At 55.8% G+C, this 24,381-nt stretch carries 32 protein-coding genes; 25 read left to right on the top strand and 7 right to left on the bottom strand.

Going from position 1 to position 24,381, the window contains the following annotated elements; all coding sequences use genetic code 11:
• Positions 1–98: 98 nt before the first annotated feature.
• Positions 99–728: a hypothetical protein gene (locus AMM48_RS17905; protein WP_102785177.1), complete on the bottom strand. Its 630-nt coding sequence runs from the start codon at positions 726–728 to the stop codon at positions 99–101.
• 228 nt (positions 729–956) lie between these two features.
• On the opposite strand from AMM48_RS17905, the gene AMM48_RS17910 reads away from it, so the two are divergent.
• The 15 genes from AMM48_RS17910 to AMM48_RS17980 all read left to right on the top strand — a co-directional run bounded on the left by AMM48_RS17910 (position 957) and on the right by AMM48_RS17980 (position 13,040).
• A complete protein-coding gene (locus AMM48_RS17910; protein WP_101302299.1) occupies positions 957–1,772 on the top strand; it encodes a phage capsid protein in 816 nt (271 codons plus the stop codon).
• A gap of 161 nt (positions 1,773–1,933) precedes the next feature.
• Complete coding sequence (locus AMM48_RS17915; protein ID WP_101302301.1) at positions 1,934–2,209, top strand: hypothetical protein; 276 nt, start codon at positions 1,934–1,936, stop codon at positions 2,207–2,209.
• A 121-nt stretch (positions 2,210–2,330) separates the two neighbouring features.
• Positions 2,331–2,978, top strand: coding sequence for a tail fiber protein (locus AMM48_RS17920; RefSeq protein WP_102785178.1), 648 nt, complete (start codon positions 2,331–2,333; stop codon positions 2,976–2,978).
• 92 nt (positions 2,979–3,070) lie between these two features.
• Positions 3,071–3,586, top strand: a complete 516-nt coding sequence (locus AMM48_RS17925; RefSeq protein WP_158246485.1) for a tail fiber protein — start codon at positions 3,071–3,073, stop codon at positions 3,584–3,586.
• A 52-nt stretch (positions 3,587–3,638) separates the two neighbouring features.
• Positions 3,639–4,217 carry a hypothetical protein gene (locus AMM48_RS17930; protein WP_102785292.1) on the top strand — a complete coding sequence of 193 codons (579 nt, stop codon included), beginning with the start codon at positions 3,639–3,641 and terminating at the stop codon, positions 4,215–4,217.
• A gap of 160 nt (positions 4,218–4,377) precedes the next feature.
• The gene (locus tag AMM48_RS17935) at positions 4,378–6,318 is read left to right on the top strand and encodes a hypothetical protein (RefSeq protein WP_102785180.1); all 1,941 of its coding nucleotides are present in this window, start codon (positions 4,378–4,380) and stop codon (positions 6,316–6,318) included.
• Positions 6,318–6,767, top strand: coding sequence for a hypothetical protein (locus AMM48_RS17940; protein WP_102785181.1), 450 nt, complete (start codon positions 6,318–6,320; stop codon positions 6,765–6,767). Before AMM48_RS17935 ends, AMM48_RS17940 begins: the two co-directional genes overlap by 1 nt.
• A 52-nt stretch (positions 6,768–6,819) precedes the next feature.
• Positions 6,820–8,253, top strand: coding sequence for a hypothetical protein (locus AMM48_RS17945; protein ID WP_102785182.1), 1,434 nt, complete (start codon positions 6,820–6,822; stop codon positions 8,251–8,253).
• A 280-nt stretch (positions 8,254–8,533) separates the two neighbouring features.
• Positions 8,534–9,631, top strand: coding sequence for a hypothetical protein (locus AMM48_RS17950; RefSeq protein WP_102785183.1), 1,098 nt, complete (start codon positions 8,534–8,536; stop codon positions 9,629–9,631).
• Positions 9,632–9,667: 36 nt separating this feature from the next.
• Complete coding sequence (locus AMM48_RS17955) at positions 9,668–9,994, top strand: hypothetical protein (RefSeq protein WP_102785184.1); 327 nt, start codon at positions 9,668–9,670, stop codon at positions 9,992–9,994.
• 59 nt (positions 9,995–10,053) lie between these two features.
• Entirely contained in the window at positions 10,054–10,920 is an 867-nt protein-coding gene (locus AMM48_RS17960; protein ID WP_102785185.1) for a DUF2971 domain-containing protein, read from the top strand.
• A 366-nt stretch (positions 10,921–11,286) separates the two neighbouring features.
• Positions 11,287–11,700, top strand: a complete 414-nt coding sequence (locus tag AMM48_RS17965; RefSeq protein WP_102785186.1) for an MbcA/ParS/Xre antitoxin family protein — start codon at positions 11,287–11,289, stop codon at positions 11,698–11,700.
• Positions 11,697–12,410 (top strand): RES family NAD+ phosphorylase, encoded by a 714-nt coding sequence (locus AMM48_RS17970; protein ID WP_244271290.1) that lies wholly within the window; start codon positions 11,697–11,699, stop codon positions 12,408–12,410. Before AMM48_RS17965 ends, AMM48_RS17970 begins: the two co-directional genes overlap by 4 nt.
• Positions 12,411–12,508: 98 nt before the next feature.
• Positions 12,509–12,754, top strand: coding sequence for a type II toxin-antitoxin system ParD family antitoxin (locus AMM48_RS17975; RefSeq protein ID WP_102785187.1), 246 nt, complete (start codon positions 12,509–12,511; stop codon positions 12,752–12,754).
• Positions 12,744–13,040 carry a type II toxin-antitoxin system RelE/ParE family toxin gene (locus AMM48_RS17980; RefSeq protein ID WP_102785188.1) on the top strand — a complete coding sequence of 99 codons (297 nt, stop codon included), beginning with the start codon at positions 12,744–12,746 and terminating at the stop codon, positions 13,038–13,040. Before AMM48_RS17975 ends, AMM48_RS17980 begins: the two co-directional genes overlap by 11 nt.
• A gap of 97 nt (positions 13,041–13,137) precedes the next feature.
• Here the strand turns inward: AMM48_RS17980 and AMM48_RS17985 are convergent, their stop codons facing one another.
• Entirely contained in the window at positions 13,138–13,584 is a 447-nt protein-coding gene (locus AMM48_RS17985; protein WP_102785189.1) for a hypothetical protein, read from the bottom strand.
• A 136-nt stretch (positions 13,585–13,720) separates the two neighbouring features.
• Here AMM48_RS17985 and terL point away from each other — a divergent pair, with 136 nt between their 5' ends.
• The 5 genes from terL (at position 13,721) to AMM48_RS18010 (ending at position 17,217) form a co-directional block, all read left to right on the top strand.
• Positions 13,721–15,214: a phage terminase large subunit gene (terL, locus tag AMM48_RS17990; protein WP_102785190.1), complete on the top strand. Its 1,494-nt coding sequence runs from the start codon at positions 13,721–13,723 to the stop codon at positions 15,212–15,214.
• 283 nt (positions 15,215–15,497) lie between these two features.
• Positions 15,498–15,803: a hypothetical protein gene (locus tag AMM48_RS17995; RefSeq protein ID WP_022732091.1), complete on the top strand. Its 306-nt coding sequence runs from the start codon at positions 15,498–15,500 to the stop codon at positions 15,801–15,803.
• Between the two features lie 168 nt (positions 15,804–15,971).
• Entirely contained in the window at positions 15,972–16,265 is a 294-nt protein-coding gene (locus AMM48_RS18000; protein WP_022732092.1) for a hypothetical protein, read from the top strand.
• Positions 16,262–16,714, top strand: coding sequence for a cell wall hydrolase (locus tag AMM48_RS18005; RefSeq protein ID WP_102785191.1), 453 nt, complete (start codon positions 16,262–16,264; stop codon positions 16,712–16,714). The genes AMM48_RS18000 and AMM48_RS18005 overlap by 4 nt, the downstream gene beginning before the upstream one ends.
• Before the next feature lie 14 nt (positions 16,715–16,728).
• On the top strand, positions 16,729–17,217 hold the full coding sequence (locus AMM48_RS18010) for a 3TM-type holin (protein ID WP_102785192.1): 489 nt from the start codon (positions 16,729–16,731) through the stop codon (positions 17,215–17,217).
• 11 nt (positions 17,218–17,228) lie between these two features.
• Here the strand turns inward: AMM48_RS18010 and AMM48_RS18015 are convergent, their stop codons facing one another.
• On the bottom strand, positions 17,229–18,005 hold the full coding sequence (locus AMM48_RS18015) for a hypothetical protein (RefSeq protein ID WP_102785193.1): 777 nt from the start codon (positions 18,003–18,005) through the stop codon (positions 17,229–17,231).
• 285 nt (positions 18,006–18,290) lie between these two features.
• Here AMM48_RS18015 and AMM48_RS18020 point away from each other — a divergent pair, with 285 nt between their 5' ends.
• The 4 genes from AMM48_RS18020 (at position 18,291) to AMM48_RS18035 (ending at position 20,557) form a co-directional block, all read left to right on the top strand.
• Positions 18,291–18,761 carry a helix-turn-helix domain-containing protein gene (locus AMM48_RS18020; RefSeq protein ID WP_102785194.1) on the top strand — a complete coding sequence of 157 codons (471 nt, stop codon included), beginning with the start codon at positions 18,291–18,293 and terminating at the stop codon, positions 18,759–18,761.
• A 6-nt stretch (positions 18,762–18,767) separates the two neighbouring features.
• Positions 18,768–19,343 (top strand): PIN domain-containing protein, encoded by a 576-nt coding sequence (locus AMM48_RS18025; RefSeq protein WP_102785195.1) that lies wholly within the window; start codon positions 18,768–18,770, stop codon positions 19,341–19,343.
• Positions 19,344–19,437: 94 nt separating this feature from the next.
• Positions 19,438–19,797 carry a DUF952 domain-containing protein gene (locus AMM48_RS18030; protein ID WP_102785196.1) on the top strand — a complete coding sequence of 120 codons (360 nt, stop codon included), beginning with the start codon at positions 19,438–19,440 and terminating at the stop codon, positions 19,795–19,797.
• A gap of 169 nt (positions 19,798–19,966) precedes the next feature.
• Positions 19,967–20,557, top strand: a complete 591-nt coding sequence (locus tag AMM48_RS18035) for an exopolysaccharide biosynthesis protein (RefSeq protein WP_102785197.1) — start codon at positions 19,967–19,969, stop codon at positions 20,555–20,557.
• Between the two features lie 16 nt (positions 20,558–20,573).
• Here AMM48_RS18035 and AMM48_RS18040 read toward each other — a convergent pair whose 3' ends face one another.
• Both AMM48_RS18040 and AMM48_RS18045 read right to left on the bottom strand, forming a co-directional pair.
• Positions 20,574–20,849, bottom strand: a complete 276-nt coding sequence (locus tag AMM48_RS18040) for a DUF1413 domain-containing protein (protein WP_244271291.1) — start codon at positions 20,847–20,849, stop codon at positions 20,574–20,576.
• Between the two features lie 69 nt (positions 20,850–20,918).
• The gene (locus AMM48_RS18045) at positions 20,919–22,034 is read right to left on the bottom strand and encodes an NADH:flavin oxidoreductase (RefSeq protein WP_102785198.1); all 1,116 of its coding nucleotides are present in this window, start codon (positions 22,032–22,034) and stop codon (positions 20,919–20,921) included.
• A 202-nt stretch (positions 22,035–22,236) separates the two neighbouring features.
• Here AMM48_RS18045 and AMM48_RS18050 point away from each other — a divergent pair, with 202 nt between their 5' ends.
• On the top strand, positions 22,237–22,614 hold the full coding sequence (locus AMM48_RS18050) for a helix-turn-helix domain-containing protein (RefSeq protein ID WP_033368781.1): 378 nt from the start codon (positions 22,237–22,239) through the stop codon (positions 22,612–22,614).
• Positions 22,615–22,623: 9 nt separating this feature from the next.
• On the opposite strand, the gene AMM48_RS18055 is transcribed toward AMM48_RS18050, so the two are convergent.
• Together AMM48_RS18055 and AMM48_RS18060 are read right to left on the bottom strand one after the other, a co-directional pair.
• Positions 22,624–23,973 carry a HipA domain-containing protein gene (locus AMM48_RS18055; RefSeq protein ID WP_158246486.1) on the bottom strand — a complete coding sequence of 450 codons (1,350 nt, stop codon included), beginning with the start codon at positions 23,971–23,973 and terminating at the stop codon, positions 22,624–22,626.
• Positions 23,957–24,190, bottom strand: coding sequence for a helix-turn-helix domain-containing protein (locus AMM48_RS18060; protein WP_158246487.1), 234 nt, complete (start codon positions 24,188–24,190; stop codon positions 23,957–23,959). Before AMM48_RS18060 ends, AMM48_RS18055 begins: the two co-directional genes overlap by 17 nt.
• Positions 24,191–24,381 lie beyond the last annotated feature (191 nt).

Genomic DNA, 24,381 nt, shown 5'->3' on the forward strand with positions numbered 1-24,381 from the left:
CCGCGCTACTGGCGGGATCGCGATCCGGTGATTGTTGCCGAAGTACAGGCGGCATTTTCCCGCCTGCATGACTGAAGGATGCGGTTCAGGCAGCGACCTTAGTCGGCTTGCTTTTGTCCGCTGGCCTTAAGGTCGGGCAGGGGTTGATCAGCGGCGGTTGGATAGATCGATACCGGGATATACGCCTGCCCGTTTTGAAGGGCGGCATTGGTCATCAGCATAATGTCGCGCAGATCGTCACTTTCAAGCGGGATGCCCTGCTCGGTCGCACAGCCACCATTAAGGGCGAGGTCGGTTTTTGGGCCATCAGCCGCCCGATTGAGCATCACGGATGCATGTCCGTCACGGTTTAAAAGGATGTCCTTTGCGAGGATGCGGTAATCGCCGTGATAGGCGGAAAGATCGCCGTCGCGCACGACATCGCTGCAAAACGGATAGATTTCAAGCGGGCGGAAACGATCCGCGTCATGGACCCAAAGCGCGACCGCACCATTATCGGTCAGGATTTGCACCGCGACGGGCACCCCGGCGCTCACACCCAGTTTGCTGAGCTTGTTTTCAAGCCGGGCAGGAAGCGGTTCCTGTTCATCGGGTTGGCTGCCAAACAGCAGGCCGATCCGGTGGGTGACATTTTCAAAATAGGCCGGGATCGGGGTGAGAGGCAGCAGGAAATACGCAGCTGTACCGATCCCGATCAGGACAATCAAGGCAAACAGTTTTCCGCGCAACGTCAAGCTCCAACTCAAAATTCAAGGGGGTGGGCAACTGCCCGAAAAACACATCCGGTCTGCTTGAAACCCGACAGATCAAAATACCCCCGAAAAGTCCGGGGGCATCCATTGCACATAACAGCCAAACCTTGACCAAAAGATGACCGGATCGCGGTGGGAATATGACGTGCCTGAATGTCAGGTCACAGGATCAACCACAGGATCAACCAAAGGGGAAATAAACCAATGAGCGATACAATCGATCAAAGCTTTGTCGACCACTTTCAGGCCGATGTGCATCAGGCCTATCAACGCATGGGATCGAAACTGCGCAATACGGTACGGGTCAAAAACAGTGTGAAGGGGGCGACCACCGTTTTTCAGAAAGTCGGCAAGGGAACCGCCACCACCAAGGCGCGCCACGGCAAGGTGCCGGTGATGAATGTCGATCACGAGGCGGTGCGCTGTGATTTGCGCGATTACTATGCCGGGGACTGGGTTGATGCGCTTGATGAACTTAAAATCAACCATGATGAAAAGATGGTTTTGGCCAATGCCGGGGCCTATGCGCTGGGCCGTAAAACCGACGAGCTGATCATTAATGCCCTGACCACAGCCCCCGATATCCTGCCCCACAATACCGACGGCATGACGCTTGATAAGGTGATGATGGCGTTTGAGGGGCTTGGCGATCGCGATGTGCCCGATGACGGGCAGCGTTATGCGATTGTCGGCTGGAAACAATGGTCGGAACTGCTTTTGATCGACGCGTTTTCGCGCTCCGACTATGTCGGCGATGATGATTTGCCGTGGAAGGGAACGCAGGCCAAACGCTGGCTCGGCACGCTTTGGATGCCCCATTCGGGCCTGCCGGTGGCAAGCGGTATTCGGTCGTGCTTCTGGTATCACCGAACCGCAATCGGCCATGCCATTGGATCGGACGTGCAGTCCGACATCACCTGGCACGGCGATCACGCCGCCCACTTTGTCAACAATTCCATGAGCCAGGGCGCGACGCTTGTGGACGGCGATGGTGTGACCTGCTTGCAGGCGCAGGAATAACAGACGTTCCAAACTTTCAGTGAGCATGCGGCGCGAGACCCCCGCCTTCGCGGGGGTGACGCTGCGTAAGGCCGGTGCATGGAACGCATGTCATTCCCGCGAAGGCGGGAACCTCGACCCACAAGCTCACCCCAACATTGACCCAACAACAGGAGCCCCTCATGGCAGAAGGTTTCAAGGCCCGGAACCTAAGTGTTCTGGCCTATGCCAACGGTTTTACCCTTTGGCACTACATCACCCCGGATCTGGCAACCGATGTTGATACGTCGAACTATTTCGTTGATGCCCGCGACATGCTGCGCACCGGTGATTTCATCATCGCCAACACCAACCGCGACGCCACCATGTCAGGCGGCATGTTCGTGGTGGCAAGCTCTGGTGCAGCCGGTGTCGATGTCCGCGACATGACCGCGATTGGCACGGCCAATACGGACTGATCGGCGGCCATCTACCGCCACGTCCCAACCCCACAAGATTCCCGCGAAGGCGGGTGTCTTTTCCTGCCCCCGACAACATCCGTTGCCGGGGTTTTCTTTTGACCAACCAAGGAGACTGCCCATGCAGGGTTCAACCCCGGTGGACTGCGAAGTTCTGAACGTTATTCAGGGTGCAGGAATCTGGCCCGATTGCGAGGATAAAACCCAACTGCTTCAGGCGATCAATACCCTGATTTCCGGCGGCGGTTCTGGCGGTGGCAATACCGTCATCATCGGCAGCGAAATCGGCACCGTCTCAGCCTTCGCCATGCCAACCGCACCGGACGGCTGGCTTGTCTGTGACGGTTCGGCTGTGTCGCGCACCGAGTATGCTGATCTGTTTGCGACCATCGGTACGGTTTGGGGCCGTGGTGATGAAATCACCACCTTCAACCTTCCTGATCTGCGCGGTGAGTTCATCCGTGGTTTTGATGCGGGACGCGGTGTCGATGATGGGCGTGTGTTTGCATCCGCTCAGCTTGATCAGATGCAGCAGATTACGGGCAGTATTGGTGCGGTCAGCCGTTTCAACTCGCCTGAAGGAGTGTTTAGCTATACCTCTCAGGCAGGAACCACCGATGCGACTTCTGGGATTATCAATCAGGATAAGCTTCTGTTTGATAGCGCCAACTCTCCTGATGCCCGTGTCGGTGTCGAAACCCGCCCGCGCAACATCGCGATGACCTATGCGATCAAGGCATTTTATCCGACCGCTCCATCGGGTCAGTAAGTCGTCTAACCAAAATCTTTTTCATCTTCGTTCACCCCGGCGGGTTTGTCCTGCCGGGGTTTTTTATGCCCTACTGCATACAAGGACCAAACATGAGCGAAACAATTACGATCTGTTCTGAAACCGATATCAGTCAGTTTGCCGCGATTGCGGTGCCGACTGGTTCGGTGCTGCCGTTTGCCGGGGCTGTCGCACCGCAAAGCTATTTGCTGTGCGATGGTTCGGAAGTCAGCAAAGAAACCTATGCCGGGCTGTTTGCGGTGATTGGGGATACCTATGGTCAGGCAAGTGAGGAAACTGTCTTCAAGCTGCCTGATATGCGCGGTCGTGTCCCGGTTGGTGCCGGGCAGGGCGATGGTCTGACGGATCGCATTCTTGCGTCGTCTGATGGTACGGAAAAGCACCAGATGACCATCAGTGAAATGCCGAGCCATAGTCACGACCTTATCACGGTTGATGGGCGTGGATCGCTTTACGACTATCCGGTCCGTGAGGACCTTCAGGCTAGTATTGTTAATATGGCTAATCGCATCACTGCAACCGGCGGTGATCAGCCGCATAACAACATGCAGCCGTTTCTGGTGGTGAATTACATCATCAAGGTTTGATGATTTTCGGGGTCCGGTTTTGCCGGACCCCGTTTTTGTTTTGGGGGATCAAATGGCGTTAAGTGATGTGGCCCTGTGTGCCCGCGCGTTGGTGATGATCGGGACCGCGCCGATTTCATCGTTTGAAGAAGATGGTGCGGAGGCCGAAATTGCCCGGATGCTGTATCCCGTGATCCGCGATGGCATGTTGGCGGGGTATCCGTGGCGGTTTGCGGCCAAGGGGTGCTGGTTGGCGCAGGTGACGGCAGGGGAAACATCTGGCGGTTCGGGGGATGGATTAAGCCTGTTTGCCTTGCCGGGCGATTTTATCCGGTTGTTGTCGCTGGAAACGGACGGCGGCCGCGTCACGCGGTTTGAACTGCGTGATCGGGCGGTTTTGTGTGATGCGCAGTCCGCCCATCTGACCTATGTCGGGCGGTTGGCGGAGGCCAGTTTTCCGCCGTGGTTTGATCTGGCGCTGATTGCGCGGTTGGCCGCCGAGTTTTGTTTGCCGCTGACTGAAAGCAGCTCGCGGGCGGAGTATCTTTTTAAACGGTCCGAGGACCAGTTTCGCCAAGCGCGTTTGGCCGATGCGCAGCAATCGACCCCGCATGCGATTGATGATTTTTCGTTGATCGCGGCGCGGGGTTAGGGGCGGAACCTGTTGTGCGAGATTCCCGCCTTCGCGGGAATGACGGCTTTCCATGAGGTTATTTCTTTTAGGCACCGTCATCCCCGCGCAGGCGGGGATCTCGAGTCACATCTCAATAACCTGACTTAACCTGAGTTTGTTGTAATTACAGGAGCCCCATATGGCACGCCGCGTTTTAGAGAAAAACACCTTTTCCACCGGGGAACTGGCACCCGAATTGTGGGGGCGGAGTGACTTGAATGCCTATGCCAATGGGGCGGCGCGGTTGCATAATGTGTTTATCGAACCGTCTGGCGGGGTGAGGCGTCGGCCCGGTGTTCGGCTGGTTGATAAGTTGCCCGGTGCGGTGCGGTTGATCGCGTTCGAGTTCAATACCGAGCAGGCCTATATCCTGGCGTTTGGCGATTATGAGGGGCTGGTGTTTAAGGATGGCGTGGCGACGCACCGGTTTGAAACGCCGTTCGGGGTCGCGCACCATGATCTTTTGAACTGGACGCAAAGTGCCGATACGCTGCTGGTGGTTCATCCTGATGTGGCGCCGATGCGGTTGACCCGCACCAACGATGTGTCCAATCCGCAAACAGGTGGATGGGAAATGTCGAAATGGGCGTGGCGCGAAACGACCTATAGGACCCTTCATCCCTATTACAAATTTGGTGAACCGGCCTTGACTGTCACCCCGTCGGGGACAAGCGGCACGGTGACGATTACGGCCAATGCCGACCTGTTCGTGGCGGGCCATGTTGGGACTTTGTGGCGGATTGCCGGGATTGAGGGCGAAATCATCGCTGTTACCGATGCCCGCCATGCGACCATTACGCTGAAACAAAGCCTGCCAAATACCCATGAAACCAACGATTTCGAAGAACAGGCGTTTTCCGATGTCCGGGGCTGGCCGCGCAGCGTGACGTTTCATCAGGACCGCATGGTGATTGGCGGATCGCGTGATTTGCCCAACCGGTTGTGGATGTCGCGGTCGGGCGATTTGTTCAACTTTGATTTGGGCGAAGGGCTGGATGACGAGGCAATTGAGTTTGCCCTTCTGGCCGATCAGGTCAATGCGATCACCGGGGTGTTTGCCGGGCGGCATTTACAGGTGTTTACCAGCGGGTCGGAATGGATGGTGACCGGTGATCCATTGACCCCGGCCAATATTCAAATCACCCGCCAAACCCGGATCGGCAGCCAAAGTGCGCGTACCGTGCCGCTGGTTAATATTGACGGGGCGACGGTGTTTGCCGGACGGGGCGGGCGTGAAATTCGTGAATTCCTGTTTACCGATGTGGAGCAAGCCTATGGCTCGGCCGATCTGGCGTTATTGTCGCGTCATCTGGTCAACCAGCCAATGGATCAGGCCTATGACGCGGATCGGCGGTTGCTGCATGTGGTGATGGGTGATGGCAGCCTTGGCACCTTAACCCTGTATCGCAGTGAAAACATCACCGCATGGTCATCGCAATCGGTGCAAGACAGTGCGTTTCGCGCCGTGGCGGTGTCGGGCGGGGATGTCTATGTCGCGATCAAACGCGGGGAGGCGTATTTTCTGGGGGTGTTTGATGCAAATTCGGGCCTTGATCTGGCCATTGATCAGGCGCTTGAACCGGAGCAGGTGCCGCGTCGCCACTGGGGCCATCTTGATGCGCTGGACGGGGAAAGGGTGTCGGTGTGGGCTGGCAATCAGTTGATCCATGATCACCCCATTGGCGGAGGCACGGTGACGGTGCCCGATGCCGTGACGGCACTCAGTGTCGGCTTGCCCTTTACCCATGAAATTTCGGCCCTGCCACCGGCTGCATCGGATGGCACGCGCCCGCATGGCGGCAATGCGGTGCGGCTGATTTCGGCCACCTTGCGATTGCAGAAAACCGGGCAGCTTCGCATGGATACCGGGCGCGGATTGCGCGATGTGCGGTTGCCGGTTTCCACCGATGACGCGGATGATCAAGACGGACTTTATAGCGGTGATATCACGCTGCGCAGCCTTGGCTGGCGGCGCGGCAGCGGCGGGACAGTCAAAAGCGGATTATGGGCGATTGCCGGGGACCTTCCCCGGCCTTTTTTATTACTCGGCGTGGCAAGTGAGTTGGGGGTGAATGACTGATGGGTGGATTTTCATCAATTGTGCCAATGGCGGCATCGGCCTTACAAACCGGGCAGCAAATTTCGGCCAATCAGGCCCGGCAGCAAAGTGCCGTGGCCCAGACCGAAGCCCAACGAAAGGCCGATCTTGAGGCGATTGCCGCAACCAAGGCCGAACGCGATGTGGCGCGGGCCGAAGATCTGCGTGTTCGACAAGCCCGTGCGCGTGCGCGGCAAGGCGCATCTGGCCAGATGGCCGGGGGCAGTGGATCGGCCAGTGCGGTTCTGGCGGGATATGAAAAGGCGGCCCTTTCTGATGCCGCCCTTGACGATGCCGCGGCCACGCGCAAACGCAATCAGATCAATCAACGGGCCGACTGGCGCGAAAGGTCGCTGTTGCGATCAGCACAGGATGACACGGTGGCACGGTTAAGTGCGTGGTTTGCACGGCGTGATGGTTGGGGCAGCTAACCAACCATGCGGATCGGATTTCGGTAAATCAGGGGACGGAGGGATCAGGGATATGGGGGCGGTTTTCACCAATCAGGCCACAGCATCCATCGGCTATCAGGGCGATGGCGGGCGGCGGGATTTTCCATTTGGATTTGATGTGTTTGACGTCGGTGATGTGCAGGTATCGGTCAATGGCGCGGTTGTAACCACCGGGTTTCACATTGCGCTGGCCACGCATGACGATGCCATCGGCGGCACGGTGCGGTTTGAAACCCCGCCGGGTGTGGGGGTCGAGATCATTCTGGCCCGGATGCTGAAACTGCGGCGGCTCAGTGCCTATGGCAGTGTTGGTTCCCCACGCGGCGATGCGCTTGATCGCGATCTGGATTATCTGACCGCCGCCCTTGGCGATGTGGATCGGGCCCTTGGCGGGACGTTGCGGTTGGGTGCGCCCGATCTGGATCAGGCCAATATGACCCTGCCCGGTATTGCGCCGGGGCGGGCTTTGGTCTGGAACGATGCGGGAAACGGGTTATCCAATGGGCCAAAGGCCGATGAGATTGCCGGGGCCGGTCAAAACGCCGCCCTTGCGGGTGATGCCGCCAGCCGGGCCGAGGCCGCATTAAGCCGATGCGAAACCGCGCAAAAATCGTTTGTGCGTGCCGATGCTGGGGCGATGATCGACCTTGATTTTCGCAGCCAGAATTTGCTGGGCTGGGAGGATGAGCGCCGGATGCCGGTGATCGATGCGCCAACCAACCGCATCCTGGACATTCGCGAAACCGGATCGCTGGTGCGGCTGTCAAACGGCGCACGGGCAAGTTTGCCGGTGGCGACATTGGCGCGGAATGGCGTGCACTATCGGCTGTTTAATGGCGATGGCACGCAGGTGGATATCACGGCAGCCAGTGGCGATGTGATCACGCCGGTCAATGGGGCGGCGGATAGCGCGCTTTATCCCCTGCCAATCCGGGGCGATGTGGTCGATGTGATTTGTGATGGCGGGGATGGCGGGCGGTGGTTTGCCGTGCCGGTCCATGAAAACGGACCGATTGTAAAATTGCTACGCACCGCCGCACAGGACATGCCCGCCGGTGGGGCGTTTTTGATCGAATGGGATCAGGTGGTTGAGGACAGCCACAGCCTTTATGACAGCGCGCTTCATGGGGTTAGCAGCCTGCCGCCGGGGTTTTACCACGTTGATATCGGGGTGAAATTCCCGGTCACCGATGAGGTGGTGATGGTGAACCTGTATCTTGAGCGTCTGGCGGGGGCCAGTTCTGGTTCAGGTGCCGGGGTTTGGACGACCCATCTGCAATCCTCGGACATTACGGCCATTGGGACGGGCGCTTATCACACCTTGCGATTAAGTGGGGTGGCGCGGGTGAATGTCGGGGCGGCAAACGGCCTTCGGGTCCGGCTGGCGCACAGTGACGCGGCCACCCGCCAAATCAGCGAGAGCAATATCCTGACCTGGTTTCATCTGCATCGGATTGGTGGGTAGGGCTGTTTAAAATCCGTCGTTCGCGCGTCAGGGGGGAAACTTGAAATTTGGGCATGCGAGGCGCGAGGTTCCCGCCTTCGCGGGAATGACATTCGTTTCATGTCACCGTTTTACGTCCCCGTCATTCCCGCGCAGGCGGGAATCTCATGCCCTACGTGCCCAAACGTCGAGATTCCTACTTTCGCGGGCATGACGGGGACGTGCGGGTATCGGGCCGGGGGAACGCCAGAAACTGGCGATTTCCGATATTTTCAGTACTGAATATCAGGAGGAAACGCACATGGGATTGCGGTATCAGCCGCTTGCGGCCTGTATGAAATTTGCGCGCGCCAGCACCAAACTGATCCGGGGGATGGACGGCGTGCTGGCGACCCGGCCCATCGACGCGCCGGGCTATGAATATGATGCCCTTGGCCGGGCGCGGGGGCTTCTTATTGAGGGGGCGGCGACCAATAAGCTTCGCTATTCAACCGCATTTGACAATGTGCTGTGGGAAAAGAATGCCGGGATCAGCATCGGCCCCAGTGCGATTGCCGCGCCCGATGGAAGTGTGAGCGCGATGGCGCTTGATTTACCGGGCGGGGCGGACGGCATCTATCAGAATGTCGGGGATTTGACGGTGGGCGCGGTTTACAGCTTTGCCGTCTGGATGCGGGCCGTTTCGGGCACGGCTGATGTCACGCTTGGCGGGATTGATGGGGCATCGGCGCGTGGATTTATGCTTGATGAGACGTGGCAACGGGTGTCGGTGTCTGAGCCGGCATCGGGCACGACCCGATATCCGAAAATCAGCACGGCAGTTTCGGGAGTGCCGGCATCGGTGCTGATCTGGAATGCGCAGCTTGAAGCCGGGCCGGTTCCCACCAGCGATGTTATCAGTCATGGCATTCCCGCCGCCCGTGCGCCTGATGATGTGCGGCTTGATCCGGGGGACTGGTTTGCCCAAGGGACGGGGACGTTTGTGTTTGATCTGGAATTGCCGCCTGCGTGGGACGGCATTTGGCGGATCGTGCAGCTTTACTCAACCAGCCTGAATGATGATCACCTTGATCTTGGCTATGACAGTGATGCCGATCAGTTGCGGGTAAGCTTGCGCAAGGACGGGGTGGCGATTGTGACCCAGTCGCTTTATGGCACACTGACCCCCGGCACGCGGGTACGCATTGCGCTGGCGTGGGATGATGACGTGGTGGCGGTGGGGGTGAATGGCGGGGTGCTTAAAAGCCCGGATGGCTTTGCCATGCCGCGCACTTTTACCAACATTGTGCTGGGGTCTTACGATGGCGCGGACAAGCATTTAAACGGACATCTGCGCAATCTGGCCTATTGGCCCGAACGGTTGGCGGATGCGCGGCTTTTGGCGCTTTCAGACGTGTAATGCATTTTTTTCGCAAATTAACCCCATGGAGGTGTTTTGAAAAACGATCCAGTGGCGACGTTACGCGAAGACCTGTTGCGCGATTTGCCCGGTGATATCAAACGGGTGCGCAATGCTTATCGCCGGGCGGCACAGCAGGCTGCCCTTCTGCGCGATGCCAAGGATTTCACCGCCCATCAAACGGCGTGCAAGGCCGGGCTTGGGCATCTGGAATGCCTGATCAAGTTGTTGCGCTGGGCGTCGGATGGGGACAAGGGGGCCGATAGCCGGGCCGAGAAAGGCACAGCACGGACGGGGGAGGATGTGGATGTTGAGAAACTGATCAAGGAGGCACGGGGGGCGTTGGCGGCGCAAAAAGATTGATATTCAAGTAAATCAAAATTCCCTACTTTTAGAGGATAAAATTTAGGGGGAGATTGGTTTTGAAGCCGAACATCGAAATACCGAGCCGCCTGTACAAATACCGGGCATTCAGTGATCTGACTGTAAGAATGTTGTTATTGGATGAGCTTTTTTTTGCTGATCCAATAACTTTTAATGACCCATTGGATTCTAGGCCTTGTCTCGAACCAGACTTGAGCGAGGATAAACTTGATGAGTTGTTGGGAAAACTTCAACAGCAGCGTCGTGACGAGGAAGTTGAGAATGACCTAGATTATATAAATTTGAAAAAGCGGAGTGATGGGGAGGGTGAATCTTTAAAGCAAACAGTGAGAAGAGTATTTCAGGAGCATTTTGTTCGAAAAATAGAGGTTGAACTGATCAAAAGGTATGATGGAGGGATTTTTTGTTTATCTGAGCGTTTTGACAGCACATTGATGTGGAGCCATTACGGGGACCAGCACAAGGGTATCTGTCTTGGATATTCTGTCTCTGAAGCTGCCAAGAAAGATATTCATAAAGTCGATTACGAACAAAATGACAGATTGGTTAAAGCCAGTGATGTTGTGGCAATGTTGGCTGGTGACAGAGAAGCAGAGCAACGCATTGATCAAGCAGTTCTTTATCGTAAAGCTGCTGATTGGGAATACGAACAGGAATGGCGCCTGATCGGAAAACGAGGTCAGCAGAAAAACCCTCTTGATCTTGAAGAAGTGACCTTTGGCTTGAAATGCAGTGCCGAGGTCAAGGCTGTGTTGGTGAAGGCGATGAAAGGACGTTCACATCCGGTTCGGTTTTACGAAATGAAAGAAAAAGATTCATCGTTTACGCTTGAGAAATGCGACGTGAATTTAGAGAAACTGGAAAAATTTCCAGTCTGTAATCATCATGAAAGTGTGAGCCTTTAGCGAGATTCCGCAGTTGGGGCTGCTTACGATCATTAAATGAGTCGATGGTATCGACACATCCCACCGACGTGTCGAAATTTTCCGGTTTTATCGACATGACGTGACGTGCGGCTTGAGGTTGCGCGGTGAGATTGGCGTGTGTGGCGCGTCTGTCTGGATTCCCGCCGTTGCGGGAATGACGGTTTTTTGGGGTGGGGTTTCCACGCGTTAGGGGGCGGTTTTGTGGGAAGGGCTTTTCCATTGCTTCGTCACGCCCGCGCAGGCGGGAGCCATGGGGCTGCGGGCTCGGAGGCCAGTTTTGCCGCTATGAGGGGTGATTGCCATTTGGCATAAATATGCTATATATATGCCAAATGGAGGTGCGACATGGAATTCGCGATTGTGGAGCCGGTCGGGACGCGGCCCGATGTGGCGGCGATTACCGAGGATGAGGCGGCGGCATTGGCGCGGGCCACGGTTAATCTGTTTGGGGTTTGGGGCTTAAGCGATCAGGAAGCGCGCGTGTTGCTGGGCGATATGCCGGCCCGCACTTGGGCGCGGTGGAAGAAAAAGGATATCGGGCGGATTGATCGTGATTTGCGCACGCGTATGGCGATGCTGATCGGGATTCATAAGGGGTTGCGATACCTGTTTCGCGATCCGGCGCGGGGCTATGCCTGGGTCCGCAAGCCCAATGCGGCGTTTGGCGGTGCAAGCGCGCTTGAGATCATGATGCGCGGCGAGATTATGGATATTGTTGATGTTCGCAGTTACCTTGATGCGGAGCGTGGTGGTTGGTGAGTACGGCGAAAGAAGGTGGGGATGACATTCCGACCCGGCATGTTGCGTGGCCGCAGTGTATTCGGATGATCCGGTCGATCTATCCGCCGATTGACCTGTTTGAAGACATTGCCGATCCCGCCGACTGGGAAGCGTTGGCATCGGCGGAGGCCAAGATGAACCCGCGCATGCGCGAGAGCATTGGGACGCTGGCCAAGGTGCCGGTCGACCGCCGGGTATCGGGGCCGGGGGCGAGTTATGTGATGGCGCCGTTTGTCCATTGTTCGCCCTATCGTCCGGGGCGTTTTTCCGATGGCACATACGGGCTGTATTACGCGGGCGACAGCCGGTCGGTGGCGATTGCCGAAACCGTGCATCATCATGCGCGTACCATGCGCGCAACCGATGAAGCACCGGGCTGGACATCGCAGTTTCGCGAGTTGGTCGGCAAGATTGATCATGTGTTTGACGATGTGAGCGGGATGGCGGCATTGCTTGACCCGGATGATTACGCGGCCTCGCAAAAGTTTGGTGCCGAACGGCGGACGGCGGGATCGGACGGGCTTTATTGGCCCAGTGTGCGGTATGAGGGCGGCGCCTGCATTGCGGCGTTCTGGCCCGATGTGGTGCCGGTTCCTGTGCAGGGCGATCATTTTTCCTATCACTGGAACGGGGAGGCGGTCGATTACGTCCGCAACCTTGCCAGCGGGGAGACGTGGCGGGTGCTTTAGGCGGGGTGATTTGATATAGGGATTGAGGAACAAGGAATACCAATATATAATACATTTTGGTATTATGTGAACGAGTTTGGACCCTAAGGAGGTTCGTTATGGCACGCAATACATCGGTTTCGCTTGGGGACCATTTCACCGGTTTCATCGAAGGACAGGTCCAGTCGGGGCGTTATGGTTCGGCCAGTGATGTGGTGCGGGCGGGGTTGAGGTTGCTTGAAGAGCATGAGGTGAAAGTCCGTGCCTTACAGGATGCGCTTATAGAAGGCGAGAAATCGGGTGTTGCGACCTCGTTTGACGGCGAGGCATTTCTTGCGCGGATGAATGCCAGACATGGCGGGTAATCCGGAATATCGGATTACCGCCCGTGCGGAGGTCGATCTTGAAGAAATCTGGCTTTATACACAGCAGCGCTGGTCTGCGAGGCAGGCCGATACATACATTCGCGATTTTCTGAATGTCTTTGCCGAACTGGCAAGCGCAACGCGCATCGGGCAGAAATGCGATATTCGCGACGGATATTTCAAAATCGGCTCCGGGGCGCATGTGATTTATTACCGGCAGGCAGGTGACGCCATCGAGGTTGTCCGTATCCTGCATGGTCGGATGGATGTGAACCGGCATCTTTGATCGACATTTTCACGCTTGTTTGTTTCGGAAAAAGCAAGACAGCGGGCTTTGGTTGCTCGGCTGTCTTGCCGATCACCTGCTGTTTTGCAGGTGCTATTTAGTATGACAGTGTCACAAGGCTGCATTTGGCGTTTTTGCTGCCATCATAGTCATAAATGACCCTGAGAGGTTGACCGCCCGAGCTGAGAATAGGCAGATTGATCTGCCAGCGATTTGGGGTGCCTTCTGGTTTTGGGGTGCCCTTGCGGATTTCACTTTCGAGGTCTGACGGTGTGTTGATCCCGGCATCGGGACCACGTTGACGTACGCGTCCATAAAAATGAAATCCGTTATCTTGCCAATTGGCGGACAGCATTTTCGCCCATTGGTTGGGGGTAACGTTGTTCCAGAACTGGTCGGCAACGCTGCCGCTCAGCGAAAAGGTTGTCGGTGCGCAAAATTTGGGTGGAGCCGCATGGGCACTGCCCGCGCCGATGAATGCCATCGCCAGCACAGCCCAAAAGGCCGTCGGGATGAAGCGCCACGCAGAATGTGTCTTCTTCATTTAAGGGGTCTCCTTGGATATTGGAAAGTGTGCCGCCCCGTTTCAAACCGGTCTGGAGCGGGCATGCAGGACTGAAGACGCAGAGCGGTGTATGCAGTGATGAGTTAAACCGAAAATTCCAGAAAAGGAGCGACAGATGCCAATATCGGGCTTTGCCGAATTCGTCTGGATCTGGGATCGGATGCTGGGGCTTGGGGTGCCTGCCCATCATCGCAACATGGCCGACTGGCTGGAGGAATGCTGGATCACCGGGCGGCATGAGTTGTTGTTGATGGCGTTTCGCAGTTCGGGGAAATCAACACTGGTCGGGTTGTTTTGTGCGTGGCTTTTGTATCGTGATGCCAATGTGCGCATTCTGGTTCTGGCGGCCGATCTTGAGCTGGCGAAAAAGATGGTGCGCAACGTCAAACGCATTGTGGAGCGCCATCCGCTTCTGGCCGGGTTGGTGCCGGGCGGGGTTGCCGATTGGGGGACGGAGCGGTTTACAGTCAAGCGGGGTGCGGTATTGCGGGACCCGTCCATGCAGGCGGTCGGCATTGGTGGCAATATCACCGGATCGCGGGCGGACGTTGTGATTTGTGATGATGTTGAGGTGCCCAAAAACAGCGACACCGCCCATAAACGCGCCGAGCTGCGTGAAAAATTGAGTGAGATTTCCTATGTGCTGTCACCGGGTGGCACGCAGCTTTATGTTGGCACCCCGCACAGTTTTTATTCGATCTATGCCGATGAGGTGCGCCCGGAAACTGGCGAGGCCGCACCCTTTTTGAATGGTTTTTCACGGTTTGTGCTGCCCATCGTCAATAAGCACGGGGCGTCAAACTGGCCGGAACGGTTTGACGCAGGTGCCATTGCCGCGATTAAAGCCCGCACGACGGCACGGAAGTTTCAAAGCCAGATGATGCTTGAAATGGTGGCACCTGTCGCCGGGATGCTCGACCCCGCGAAACTGCACTTCTATGACGCGGCGCGTGAGATTGAGCATGCCAACGGGCGGCTTCGGCTGCGCATCGGGGATCGCAATATGGTGGCCTCGGCCTGTCATTTTGATCCCAGTTTTGGATCGGCAACCGGTGACGGGGCGGTGGTGGCGTGCGTTTATATCTGTGATCAGGGCGAATACTGGTTACATGATCTGGCGTGGCTGCGGGCGTCCGTTCTGCCAGAGGATACTGAGAATGCGCGCATGGATGAAGCCAGTCAGCTCTGTGCGCAGGTCGCGGCCTTTATGGCCGGGCATCATTTGCCGTCTGTGCGGGTGGAGACCAATGGCATCGGCCGGTTTTTGCCCAATATCCTGCGCCGCGAACTTAAATCAATCGGATGGGCGGCCAGCGTCGTAGAACATCATGAAAGTACCAATAAGGCGACCCGGATCGAGGATGCCTTTGGCGCGGTGTTGGGGGCCGGGTTGCTGCATGTCCATGACCCGGTCCGCAAGACGCCGTTTGTCCGCCAGATGCGCGAATGGCATCCCGACGGCAAGGATCATGATGACGGGCTGGATGCGGTGGCGGGCTGTATTTTAAGCGAGCCGGTGCGCCTGCCGAGGGTTGATATGCCGCTTAAACGCGCCGATTGGCGGGCATATGGGGGTATTTTCAATGCCGAAAACGCGTTCAATCCGTGAGCGAAGAAAAAACTTTCTCACAATGCCAAGTAGTTAGCGCCGTTGCGTATCACAAATGTGAGATATTCATGGAATTTTCAGATTTGATGCTTACGTTTATTATATCAAAGAATAGTATTGAGAAAAATTTACTATACTAAAGGTGAATTCAGTTAAGGCAGACAGCGGTCTGTCGCCGTAAGGCGGCCCCAATTCATTTTTTGATCAATTTGTTGATCAATTTAGCAGTGCAGGACACCAAGACGCCCCTTTTGGGCGCACCTGACTGCAAGGAGGCCTGACCATGTGGAAAACACTGAGCTTGATTGCCGTGGTGGCAGGTGCCGTTACGGTTGCATCCCCGGCCAATGCCGGGTCCCCGGTTTGCGGTGACCGTGCGAAAGTCATCGACAGCCTGAGTGCGAAATATTCCGAAGAACCGATTGCCGTGGGCGTCACGTCCAATGGCGGGGTGATCGAGGTGCTCAAGGCGCCCGATGGCCAAACCTGGACCATTTTGTTCACCTATCCGTCCGGCCCGAGTTGCCTTGTGGCATCTGGCGAGGCGTGGCAGGAACTGGAAGAAAAGATTAAAGGCCCGGCTGCCTGAGTGCGCTGTCCTCGTTAGAGTTTACCTCGGACCTCCCTTAAGGATGTTTTCTTGTCAGATGACCTCCTGAACTGACCCGCAAGCCGATTGGTTTGCGGGTCTTTTTTTGTCCGAACGCGACTTTCCTGATCCTGACCGATCCTGATTTCCCAAAAATATGAGGCCCCCATGACCCAACCTGTCGATGTGATCTGGTGGATCACGGCGGTCGAAATTCCGGCGGTGGCCAGCCTTTTCTGGCTGCACTGGCGCATGCGTTCGGAACTTCTGACCCGGATTGAACGCATGCGCAGCCGCCATGAAGGCGATGTTGGTGACCTACGCGACGGGTTGGCGGAATTCAAACTCGACGTTGCGCGCAATTACGTTTCGATCCCGTACCTCAAAGACATTGAAAAACGCCTGACCGGCCATCTTTTGCGGATTGAGGCCAAGCTTGAACACAAAGGATATTCCCAATGACGATGGATACTTTTGCCCCCCGAAATGATGTTGAAGCCCTGTCGGAGGCTGAAATTCTGGCGCGCACACTATACGGCGAAGCACGCGGCGAGGAGCTTGCCGGGATTGAGGCGGTGGCGTCCGTGATCCTCAACCGGGTGGCGTTCGCGCGGTCACGCGGGCGCTATTGGTGGGGCAATGACATCAAGGCGGTGTGCTTGAAACCGGGGCAGTTTTCCTGCTGGAACCAAGCCGATCCCAACCGCAAAAAGTTGCTCGCGGTCAACCCGCGCGACCGTGCGTACCGGCTGTGTAAACGCATTGCCAACCGCGCGGTGACGGGCGATTTGCCTGATGCGACCGAGGGGGCGACGCATTACCACACCCATGCGGTTGATCCCTATTGGGCGCGCGGCCATGTGCCGGTGGCCGAGATCGGCAACCATTTGTTTTATCGCGGCATTTCGTAAAAAGGAGCCCGCCCATGATCCCCGCATTGCTTGCCCAGATCGGCCTGCCGCTTTTGATCAAAGCGGTGGGTGCCGGGCTTGACCATATCGACAATCCGATTGCCAAAACGGCGGCGGATACCCTCAAACAGGTCGAAGACGCCGTGACCAAGGGGGATGTCACCCCAACGCAAATTCTTGAAGCCAACCGCCATACCGAACGCATGGCCGAAATTGAGCTGGCGCGCGATACCAAAACGCTCACATCCATCAACCGCACCATCCGCGCCGAAGTCGCCAGCGAAGATGCCTTTGTGCGCCGCTGGCGGCCGAGCTTTGGCTACGCCGTCGCGCTCACTTGGATCATGACCATGGGGGCGATTGCCTACGCCATTATCCTGACGCCGCTTCAAGCTCCGGCGATCATTGCGGCCTTGGTCAATACCAGCCCGATTTGGGGGATTGCGCTTGGTGTGCTTGGTGTGAGTGTTGTTAAGCGGAGTGCGGATAAGAGGTTGGGATAAGTCGGCGTGAACTAAAGTTCAACGATATGTTTCCCTGGAAGCTTTGCAAGCTCTCTCAAGGCGGAATCAAAGTCTGCTTCGCTATTTTGCTGCAGGTAATTCGTTGCTTTCCACTTTAACCACGATATCCATGGTTCATTAGATGTGAGATCGGCAGATCCTCTTAACAATAGATACTTGTCGATTACACGATTAGGAAATGGATAGTCGATCAGGAGATCGCGCAACACATTCTTTGCAATTTCATGATGTTCTGGGCTAAAGGTTTCTGCAAAACACACTTGAAAATCTCTTTCAATTCGCGTTTTGGTGAGGCTACTGTCCAGAGCTTTCAAGCCAGCGCGGGAAAGCCCATCATGCATCATCCAGTGGTCTGGATCGATGAACCAAGCTATCTTGGCGCAAAACGTGATTGTTGATCTTGAACCGATCCAAGCTTTCAACAGTTCTTGCATTTGGACAAAGACCGACAATCCTTCTGTACCCTCTGGAAGTGTATTGAGGAAGTCAGCTACGCTACTGTAGATATTCTCTATCTTCTGCGCTTTGACTTCCTTGCAGGGTTCCTGGGGTTGCAAGACAAGCGTTCGGCCGACGCTATAAAAGTTAGCAAAAAACTTTATGTCATATGAAGTTAGATTTCTCTGCAGTGCTTTTTGATAGAGGTACTCGTCGAAAAAATGCCATCCTCGATTGCAATCAAAGACCGCCCATAACCAAGCAGCACTATGCAAGTTCTCCGGGGTGGCGTTAAATGAGGATGTGCCGAGCTCTCGTATCGAAAACATTGTACGCTCATAATAGTGGTTTCCAAATATGCTGGAAGATTACTATGCGGGAGATGTTCTGGGGAAGTAATAATCGTGTTAGTTGTGTGCGTGGCCGCTTCATACAGCTATGCCCTTGAAGAATTAAAAAAGCATTGGCCTTTTGGTCGGCGTCATATTTCTATCGAATATTGCGTTGGTTTCGAATATTGCGTTTATGGTGTGCAGGCGTTATAAATACAGGCGTGCTTTCCTCCCTCTGGCAAAGGAGGGAGGGGGTAGAAAAGGATAAGCGGAGTTGGTGAAATGTCAGTCTTGAGGAAAGATGACTTTGGTCGGCGTTTGCCGACACAGGTCGAAAGTGCGACGGCGGACCAATTGCGCCAGATTATTGCCTCTCAGGCCAAGGAAGGTGAGGACACACACATCACCGTCACCTCGCCCGAAGGAAAGCCACAGACGATTGCCCTGACACCGGCATTGACCGCCAGCCTGATGGATTTGTTGCGGTTGGTTTCAGGGCGTCAGGGGTTTCAGATGGTCCCGTTAACGGCAGAACTAACCACCCAGCAGGCGGCAGATTTACTGAATGTATCGCGGCCTTATCTGATCAAGTTGCTGGAAGCGGGCAAAATCAAGTTCATCACCGTTGGCCGTCATCGCCGGATCAAGGCCGAGGACCTTTTTGCCTATAAGCATGAGCGCGATACGACACGGGATCAGGCGCTGTCTGATCTTGCCAAGGCGGATGCCGATCTTATCCTGCAGGGATATTAGGGGCATATGACATATCGGGCAGATCACTTTACAGCGCTGCTTGATGCCTGTGTTCTGGCCGGTGTGCTGAAGCGAAACCTGTTGCTGAGCCTTGCAGAAGCCGAATTGTTCCGTCCGCGCTGGAGTGCGCCGATCCTTGATGAGATGGAACGCGCAATTGATCGGATGACAAATGGACAGGCCGATACCGCACGGCAGCGCCAGCAGATGATTACGGCATTTGGGGAAGCCTGTGTTACAGGATTTGAAGTCTATATTCCGTCTGTTGACTTGCCTGATGCCAATGATCGTCATGTTGTGGCGGCAGCCATTTGCACCCATGCGCAGGTTGTGGTGACAGATAACCTCAAGGACTTTCCAGCGGCGGTGCTTGAAACGTACGGGATGGAGGTCAAATCAACAGATGATTTCATCGCCGATACAATCACGCTTCATGAGCAGACCGCCTTTGCGGCCTTAAAGAAAATGCGTGAAAGGTTCGCGAACCCGGCGCTTTCAACAGAGGCTATTATCAACGCCGCGGAAAGTCAGGGATTGCTCAATACAGCACTGTTGATGAAGCGGCATGAGGGATATTGGTAGCCTGTCTTGAGAATTATGGCGGTGATGTTGCAATTGGCCTTTTGGGGCAAAGCGCATATTGCGCAAACATGCGGCGCGTCCTACATTCCCCCTCATGACAAATACAACACATACCACGATTTACCGTGTCCTTGGATCGGACGAATGGGCGCAGGCCTTGTCTGCTGGCCAGTATGACGGTGCTGCGCACGATATTGCCGATGGCTTTATCCATTTTTCGACGGGCGATACGTTGGCCGCGACCCTTGCGCTGCATTATGCCGGGCGTGATCATTTAAAACTGCTGCGCGTGCCGGTCGCCCCGATTGCCGATAAGCTGAAATGGGAACCCGCCCGCGGTGGCACGTTGTTCCCGCATCTTTATGATGTGCTGTCGGTGGAATATGTTACGCGCGTTGATGACGTGCGGCTGGGCGATGACGGGGTGCATGTGCTGCCCGAAGAATTGCGTTAAGCCACCTTATTGCTGATACCGTCAGGGGTGGAACCAAACCACCCCGTCCGACGTTATCAGGATATGCGTATTTACCCTTTTTATAGCTGTTTTTATACCGGTGTCGGGCGTGCGCGCCTTGGAGCTACGATTGTGGCTGGTCCTGTCACGCCTTGGCGGAGCCTCCATCATGGATAAGCCCGATATCACATCGGTGCGCGAGATTGTCGCGCGCCTTGGCCAACGCGGCGGTGATGCCAGCATGGTATCGGTCGGCGATATGGTGTCGGAGTTCGGGCGGCGCAGTCATGGGCCGTCCTTGTTCCTGCCGGCCCTGATCGGGGTGTCGCCATTGTCGGGCATTCCGATGGTGCCAGCCTTTCTGGCGATTATTATCGCGCTTTTTTCCCTGCAAATCCTGTTGGGGCGTGATCACCTTTGGCTGCCTGACGTTATCACCCGGCGGCGCATCGCGGGGGAGCGTGTTCAGCACGCCATGGACCGGGTGACGCCAACGGCACAGCGCATGGACCGCTGGTTTGGCGGGCGGTTGGCCCATCTGACCGGGCCGGTTGGCATCCGGGTGGCGGCCCTTGTCTGTCTGATGCTGTCGTTCACCGTGCCGTTTTTTGAAATGGTGCCCTTTGCCGGGATTATCCCGATGATGGCGATTGCGGTGTTTGGTTTGGCGATTACGGTGCGTGACGGGGCGTTGATGGTTGGCGGGCTTGTACTGACCACCGGGGCGGTGGTGTTTCTGGGGCCGATGGTGTTGGGTTAGAGCTTAATCCAGGTCATCATCCGGCCCAGTGATAAAGCCGTCCGCCATCCTTTTTGCTGCCCGTATCGGTGACACCGGGCAGTTTGCCCGCCCGCACGGCATCCATGAAGGCATGGCCGAGCTTGACCTTATCGCCGATGTAAAGCTGGTCCCAGTTCGGACCATAAATTTCGGGGAAATGAAACGCGCCGGGGGTGCGGGTTTGCAAGGCGGATATGAGGGCATTGATATCAAGTTTTGGCATGGCCGGAAGGTAACATATCGGCAGGTCAACAGTGTTAATATTGCCCAAAAAGCAGCCCGCCGGTAAGTGGCGGGCTGTTTTCGGTTGATGTGGCAAATAGTTGCAGAAGGCTGCGGGTTACACCAGTTCGGCCAGGGTGGCGGGGTTGAAGTCTTCGAGACTGTCAAACGCGCCTTTTTGCACCTTGTTGGTCCACTGTGCATCAGAGATCAGCGCACGCCCGACCGCGATCAGGTCAAACTCACCCTTCTCCATGCGCTCGGTCAGGGCATCAAGACCGGCCTTTTCCGAGGCTTCGCCGGCAAACGCGCTCATGAAGTCCGATGACAGACCAACCGAGCCGACCGAAATGGTTGCCGCCCCGGTCAGTTTTTTGGCCCAACCGGCAAAGTTCAGGCCCTTTTCACCGTCAAGTTCCGGGAATTCCGGTTCCCAGAAACGGCGTTGCGATGCATGGATGATATCGACCCCGGCATCGACCAATGGGCCGAGCCAATCGGTCATTTCATCTGGCGTTGGGGCGAGGCGGACGGCAAAGTCCTGCTGTTTCCATTGGCTCACACGCAGGATGATCGGGAAATCTTCGCCAACGGCGGCGCGCATGGCGCTGACCACTTCGCGGGCAAAGGTCGATCGTTCCTTGATGGTTTTGCCACCAAACCGGTCGGTGCGCAAATTGGTGCCCGACCAGAAGAACTGATCAATCAGATAGCCGTGTGCGCCGTGGATTTCAAAGGTATCGAAGCCGGCATTTTTGGCATCAAGGGCGGCCTTGGCAAAGGCGGCAATGGTGTCGGCAATGTCGGAATCAGACATGGTGGCACCGCGTGGATTATCCGGCCCTTCCAGACCGGACGGGCTTTCGACCGGGGTTTGCGGGACCCATTCGGTCTGAAAACTTTTGACCGAACCGGTATGCCAGAGTTGTGGGCCCATTTTGCCACCAGCAGCATGCACGGCCTTGGCAACATTTTCCCAGCCAGCAATGGCTTTATCACCGTGGAAGAACGGAATGCCCGGATCATTGCGCGATGAAGGGCGGTCAATCACCGTACCTTCAGACAGGATCAGGCCAACGCCGCCTTCGGCGCGTTTGCGATAATATTCTGCGTTTGCAGTACCGGGAATGCCGCCTGGCGCCATGGAACGCGTCATCGGTGCCATGACGATACGGTTGGGCAGGGTCAGGGATTTCAGCGCAAAGGGCTGAAACAGAATGTCTGTGTTGCTCATCGGGAGTCTCCGAAACTATGAAAGTCTATGATGGAGACTAGATATATGATATATACTTGGTGTCAATGAGGCACCTTTATGAAACCAGGTATACTCAAGGAAACCACCGACCCGCTAACGGGTGGGGCATGTGGGACGCAAAGTACGGGGAAGAGGACCGGGAACAGGACCGGGAACAGGACCGGGAACAGGAAATGTGATGATGAAAGAATGTTCGATTGAAAAGTTTAGCGCCGACTGCCCGTCGCGCCTGTTGTTTGATCAGATTGCCGATAAATGGTCGATGATGATTTTGGCGGTGCTGGCCAAGGAGCCGCTCCGGTTTAACGCGATCAAACGCGGGCTTGAAGGCATCACGCAAAAGGCCCTGACGCAAACGCTGCGCAAGCTTGAGCGCAACGGTATCATCGCACGCCACGTGATCGCGACATCCCCGGTCGCCGTCGAATATGAAATCACCCCGCTTGGCCGCACCCTGATTGAGCCGTTCAAAGCACTTTATGCCTGGACCAATGATAACATGCCCGAGGTCGAAGCCGCGCGGGCGGCGTTTGATGCGCGGATGGGGGAGAAGGTTTAGGTCCTGACCTTAGGAACCCATGCCCCAGCCGCCGCCTTGTGCGATGTAGGTGTCGCGGGGTGTTTGTCTGACTGCGACATTGAGTATGTTGGCAAGGGTCGTGATATTTTGCGCGATCATATCCCGGCAGGCTTTTAAGCCGCTTCCTTCGAGTGTCTCCAGATTGTCTTCGATGGCCTGAAGAAGTCCGCCCAATTCATTGAAGTATCGGGTGCGGGATTTTTCGGTGCGCATGATGCGATTAAATCCGATCCCGGAAAGGAAGGCGGCGACATCAGATGGTGTCAGGTCCTCAATCCGTTTGGCCTGACCGATGTGGAACGAAAAATCATGGGTGACTGACTGGTCAAGGACCACCGGGACAATGTCATAGGCCGGGGCGAGGTGCGGTTTTTTGCCGAGAGATGGGTAAAGGATCGCATGATTTTTGGCATGATTGTCGGTATTGCCGACCACCAGATTGAAGATGGATAAAAGAACAAAATTCTGCCGCGAGATAAGCGGAACGTCGGTTTCACCAAGGATGTACGATACGCCCGCTGCGGAAAATTTGTGATCGTCATTGCCGTTGCGTTCATATTTCAGGGTCGGGGCCAGCGAGAGCGCCTGACAGAAATCTTCCTGATGAATGCGATAGATTTTTCCGTTTTCGATTTTGCGATCAAACCGTTCAATCAGAAGGGCCGTACCGCCAGAAACCTCAATCGGGTTCACATTTGCCACGGGCAGGGGCAAGACTTTGGATGCGAGTGTCATCAGGGCAGCTTCCTGATGAACAAGGGCCTCATCACCCTGTTTGGGGACTTTGAGAATATGCGTGGTCGGTGCGCCAGAGCCCGGTTTGGGCAGGCCAAATTGCCCGCTTTCAAGCCGTGTGACCGCGATCTTTCCCTGAACCCCGGCCAAGGGGGATGGATCATTTTGGCCGTCTGGAAGCCGTCGCCGGTCGCGCAGGTTGATCAGGATGTCATCAAGGTCTGTGTCTGAAACCCGATCATAATCACGGGCAATATCACCGGGCATTTTGGCCGGTTTTTCGCCCGCAGGGACGCAGGATATTGCACCGGGACAATCGCGGCCGACGTGATAAAGCAATCCGGCGATGTCATCACGGTCAATGCGGTGTTTTGCCATCACCTGTTCAAGGGAATTGTTTTCCTGCAACAGGTTGGCAAAGAAGCCGCGCGTTTTGTGATCGGTAAAATGTTGCTGTGAGGCGGGCAGCGAGATCGACAACTGGGTGTTCGTGCGCAGAGCATCATCGCTGTAGGCAAAGCCAAGCGATTTGTCGGCAGCGCCGTTAAGATGGCCGATGGGGGTATCGAGCCCTTCGAGATACACATCAAGCCGTGTGGTCATCAGATGCGTCCTCATACCTCAGTTTAAGGCCAAGTTCCCGGCAGACATCCAGCGCCAGACCAACATTGACGCCGGGCATGCCTTTTTCCAGCTCGCCAATCAGTTGCCGCGACACGCCCATCATCGACGCAAGATAGGCTTGTGTCATTTTCAATTGCTTTCGGCGTGCGCGAATGGCCGTGGCAAGGTCATGTGTATCTTTGATAAAGGCTGTCATGCTGCTGTCTAAAATGTCAGGAATATTTGACATTATGCGACAAATGACGGGAAAGTCAATAAATGTCAGGAATATCTGACAAATCTGTGAATTCTAGCGATTGTCCTAGAAATGTTAGGTATAGCTTACATTGCTGGGCAGGCAAGACGTGAAACAGGACATCTGCACAGCGTGGTTTTGCCATTGATCCT

This window comes from Thalassospira sp. GB04J01, from assembly GCF_000751115.1.
Classification (GTDB): domain Bacteria; phylum Pseudomonadota; class Alphaproteobacteria; order Rhodospirillales; family Thalassospiraceae; genus Thalassospira; species Thalassospira lucentensis.

Coding starts and splice junctions, on each gene's coding strand:
- AMM48_RS17940 (WP_102785181.1), top strand. CDS start 6,318: ATGGGTGGATTTTCATCAATTGTGCCAATGGCGGCATCGGCCTTACAA.
- AMM48_RS17965 (WP_102785186.1), top strand. CDS start 11,287: ATGGAATTCGCGATTGTGGAGCCGGTCGGGACGCGGCCCGATGTGGCG.
- AMM48_RS17975 (WP_102785187.1), top strand. CDS start 12,509: ATGGCACGCAATACATCGGTTTCGCTTGGGGACCATTTCACCGGTTTC.
- AMM48_RS17980 (WP_102785188.1), top strand. CDS start 12,744: ATGGCGGGTAATCCGGAATATCGGATTACCGCCCGTGCGGAGGTCGAT.
- AMM48_RS18010 (WP_102785192.1), top strand. CDS start 16,729: ATGATCCCCGCATTGCTTGCCCAGATCGGCCTGCCGCTTTTGATCAAA.
- AMM48_RS18020 (WP_102785194.1), top strand. CDS start 18,291: ATGTCAGTCTTGAGGAAAGATGACTTTGGTCGGCGTTTGCCGACACAG.
- AMM48_RS18000 (WP_022732092.1), top strand. CDS start 15,972: ATGACCCAACCTGTCGATGTGATCTGGTGGATCACGGCGGTCGAAATT.
- AMM48_RS18045 (WP_102785198.1), bottom strand. CDS start 22,034: ATGAGCAACACAGACATTCTGTTTCAGCCCTTTGCGCTGAAATCCCTG.
- AMM48_RS18050 (WP_033368781.1), top strand. CDS start 22,237: ATGAAAGAATGTTCGATTGAAAAGTTTAGCGCCGACTGCCCGTCGCGC.
- AMM48_RS17945 (WP_102785182.1), top strand. CDS start 6,820: ATGGGGGCGGTTTTCACCAATCAGGCCACAGCATCCATCGGCTATCAG.
- AMM48_RS17950 (WP_102785183.1), top strand. CDS start 8,534: ATGGGATTGCGGTATCAGCCGCTTGCGGCCTGTATGAAATTTGCGCGC.
- AMM48_RS17995 (WP_022732091.1), top strand. CDS start 15,498: ATGTGGAAAACACTGAGCTTGATTGCCGTGGTGGCAGGTGCCGTTACG.
- AMM48_RS17935 (WP_102785180.1), top strand. CDS start 4,378: ATGGCACGCCGCGTTTTAGAGAAAAACACCTTTTCCACCGGGGAACTG.
- AMM48_RS18035 (WP_102785197.1), top strand. CDS start 19,967: ATGGATAAGCCCGATATCACATCGGTGCGCGAGATTGTCGCGCGCCTT.
- AMM48_RS18025 (WP_102785195.1), top strand. CDS start 18,768: ATGACATATCGGGCAGATCACTTTACAGCGCTGCTTGATGCCTGTGTT.
- AMM48_RS17925 (WP_158246485.1), top strand. CDS start 3,071: ATGAGCGAAACAATTACGATCTGTTCTGAAACCGATATCAGTCAGTTT.
- terL (WP_102785190.1), top strand. CDS start 13,721: ATGCCAATATCGGGCTTTGCCGAATTCGTCTGGATCTGGGATCGGATG.
- AMM48_RS18015 (WP_102785193.1), bottom strand. CDS start 18,005: ATGTTTTCGATACGAGAGCTCGGCACATCCTCATTTAACGCCACCCCG.
- AMM48_RS17920 (WP_102785178.1), top strand. CDS start 2,331: ATGCAGGGTTCAACCCCGGTGGACTGCGAAGTTCTGAACGTTATTCAG.
- AMM48_RS17930 (WP_102785292.1), top strand. CDS start 3,639: ATGGCGTTAAGTGATGTGGCCCTGTGTGCCCGCGCGTTGGTGATGATC.
- AMM48_RS17915 (WP_101302301.1), top strand. CDS start 1,934: ATGGCAGAAGGTTTCAAGGCCCGGAACCTAAGTGTTCTGGCCTATGCC.
- AMM48_RS18055 (WP_158246486.1), bottom strand. CDS start 23,973: ATGACCACACGGCTTGATGTGTATCTCGAAGGGCTCGATACCCCCATC.
- AMM48_RS18005 (WP_102785191.1), top strand. CDS start 16,262: ATGACGATGGATACTTTTGCCCCCCGAAATGATGTTGAAGCCCTGTCG.
- AMM48_RS17985 (WP_102785189.1), bottom strand. CDS start 13,584: ATGAAGAAGACACATTCTGCGTGGCGCTTCATCCCGACGGCCTTTTGG.
- AMM48_RS17910 (WP_101302299.1), top strand. CDS start 957: ATGAGCGATACAATCGATCAAAGCTTTGTCGACCACTTTCAGGCCGAT.
- AMM48_RS18060 (WP_158246487.1), bottom strand. CDS start 24,190: ATGACAGCCTTTATCAAAGATACACATGACCTTGCCACGGCCATTCGC.
- AMM48_RS18030 (WP_102785196.1), top strand. CDS start 19,438: ATGACAAATACAACACATACCACGATTTACCGTGTCCTTGGATCGGAC.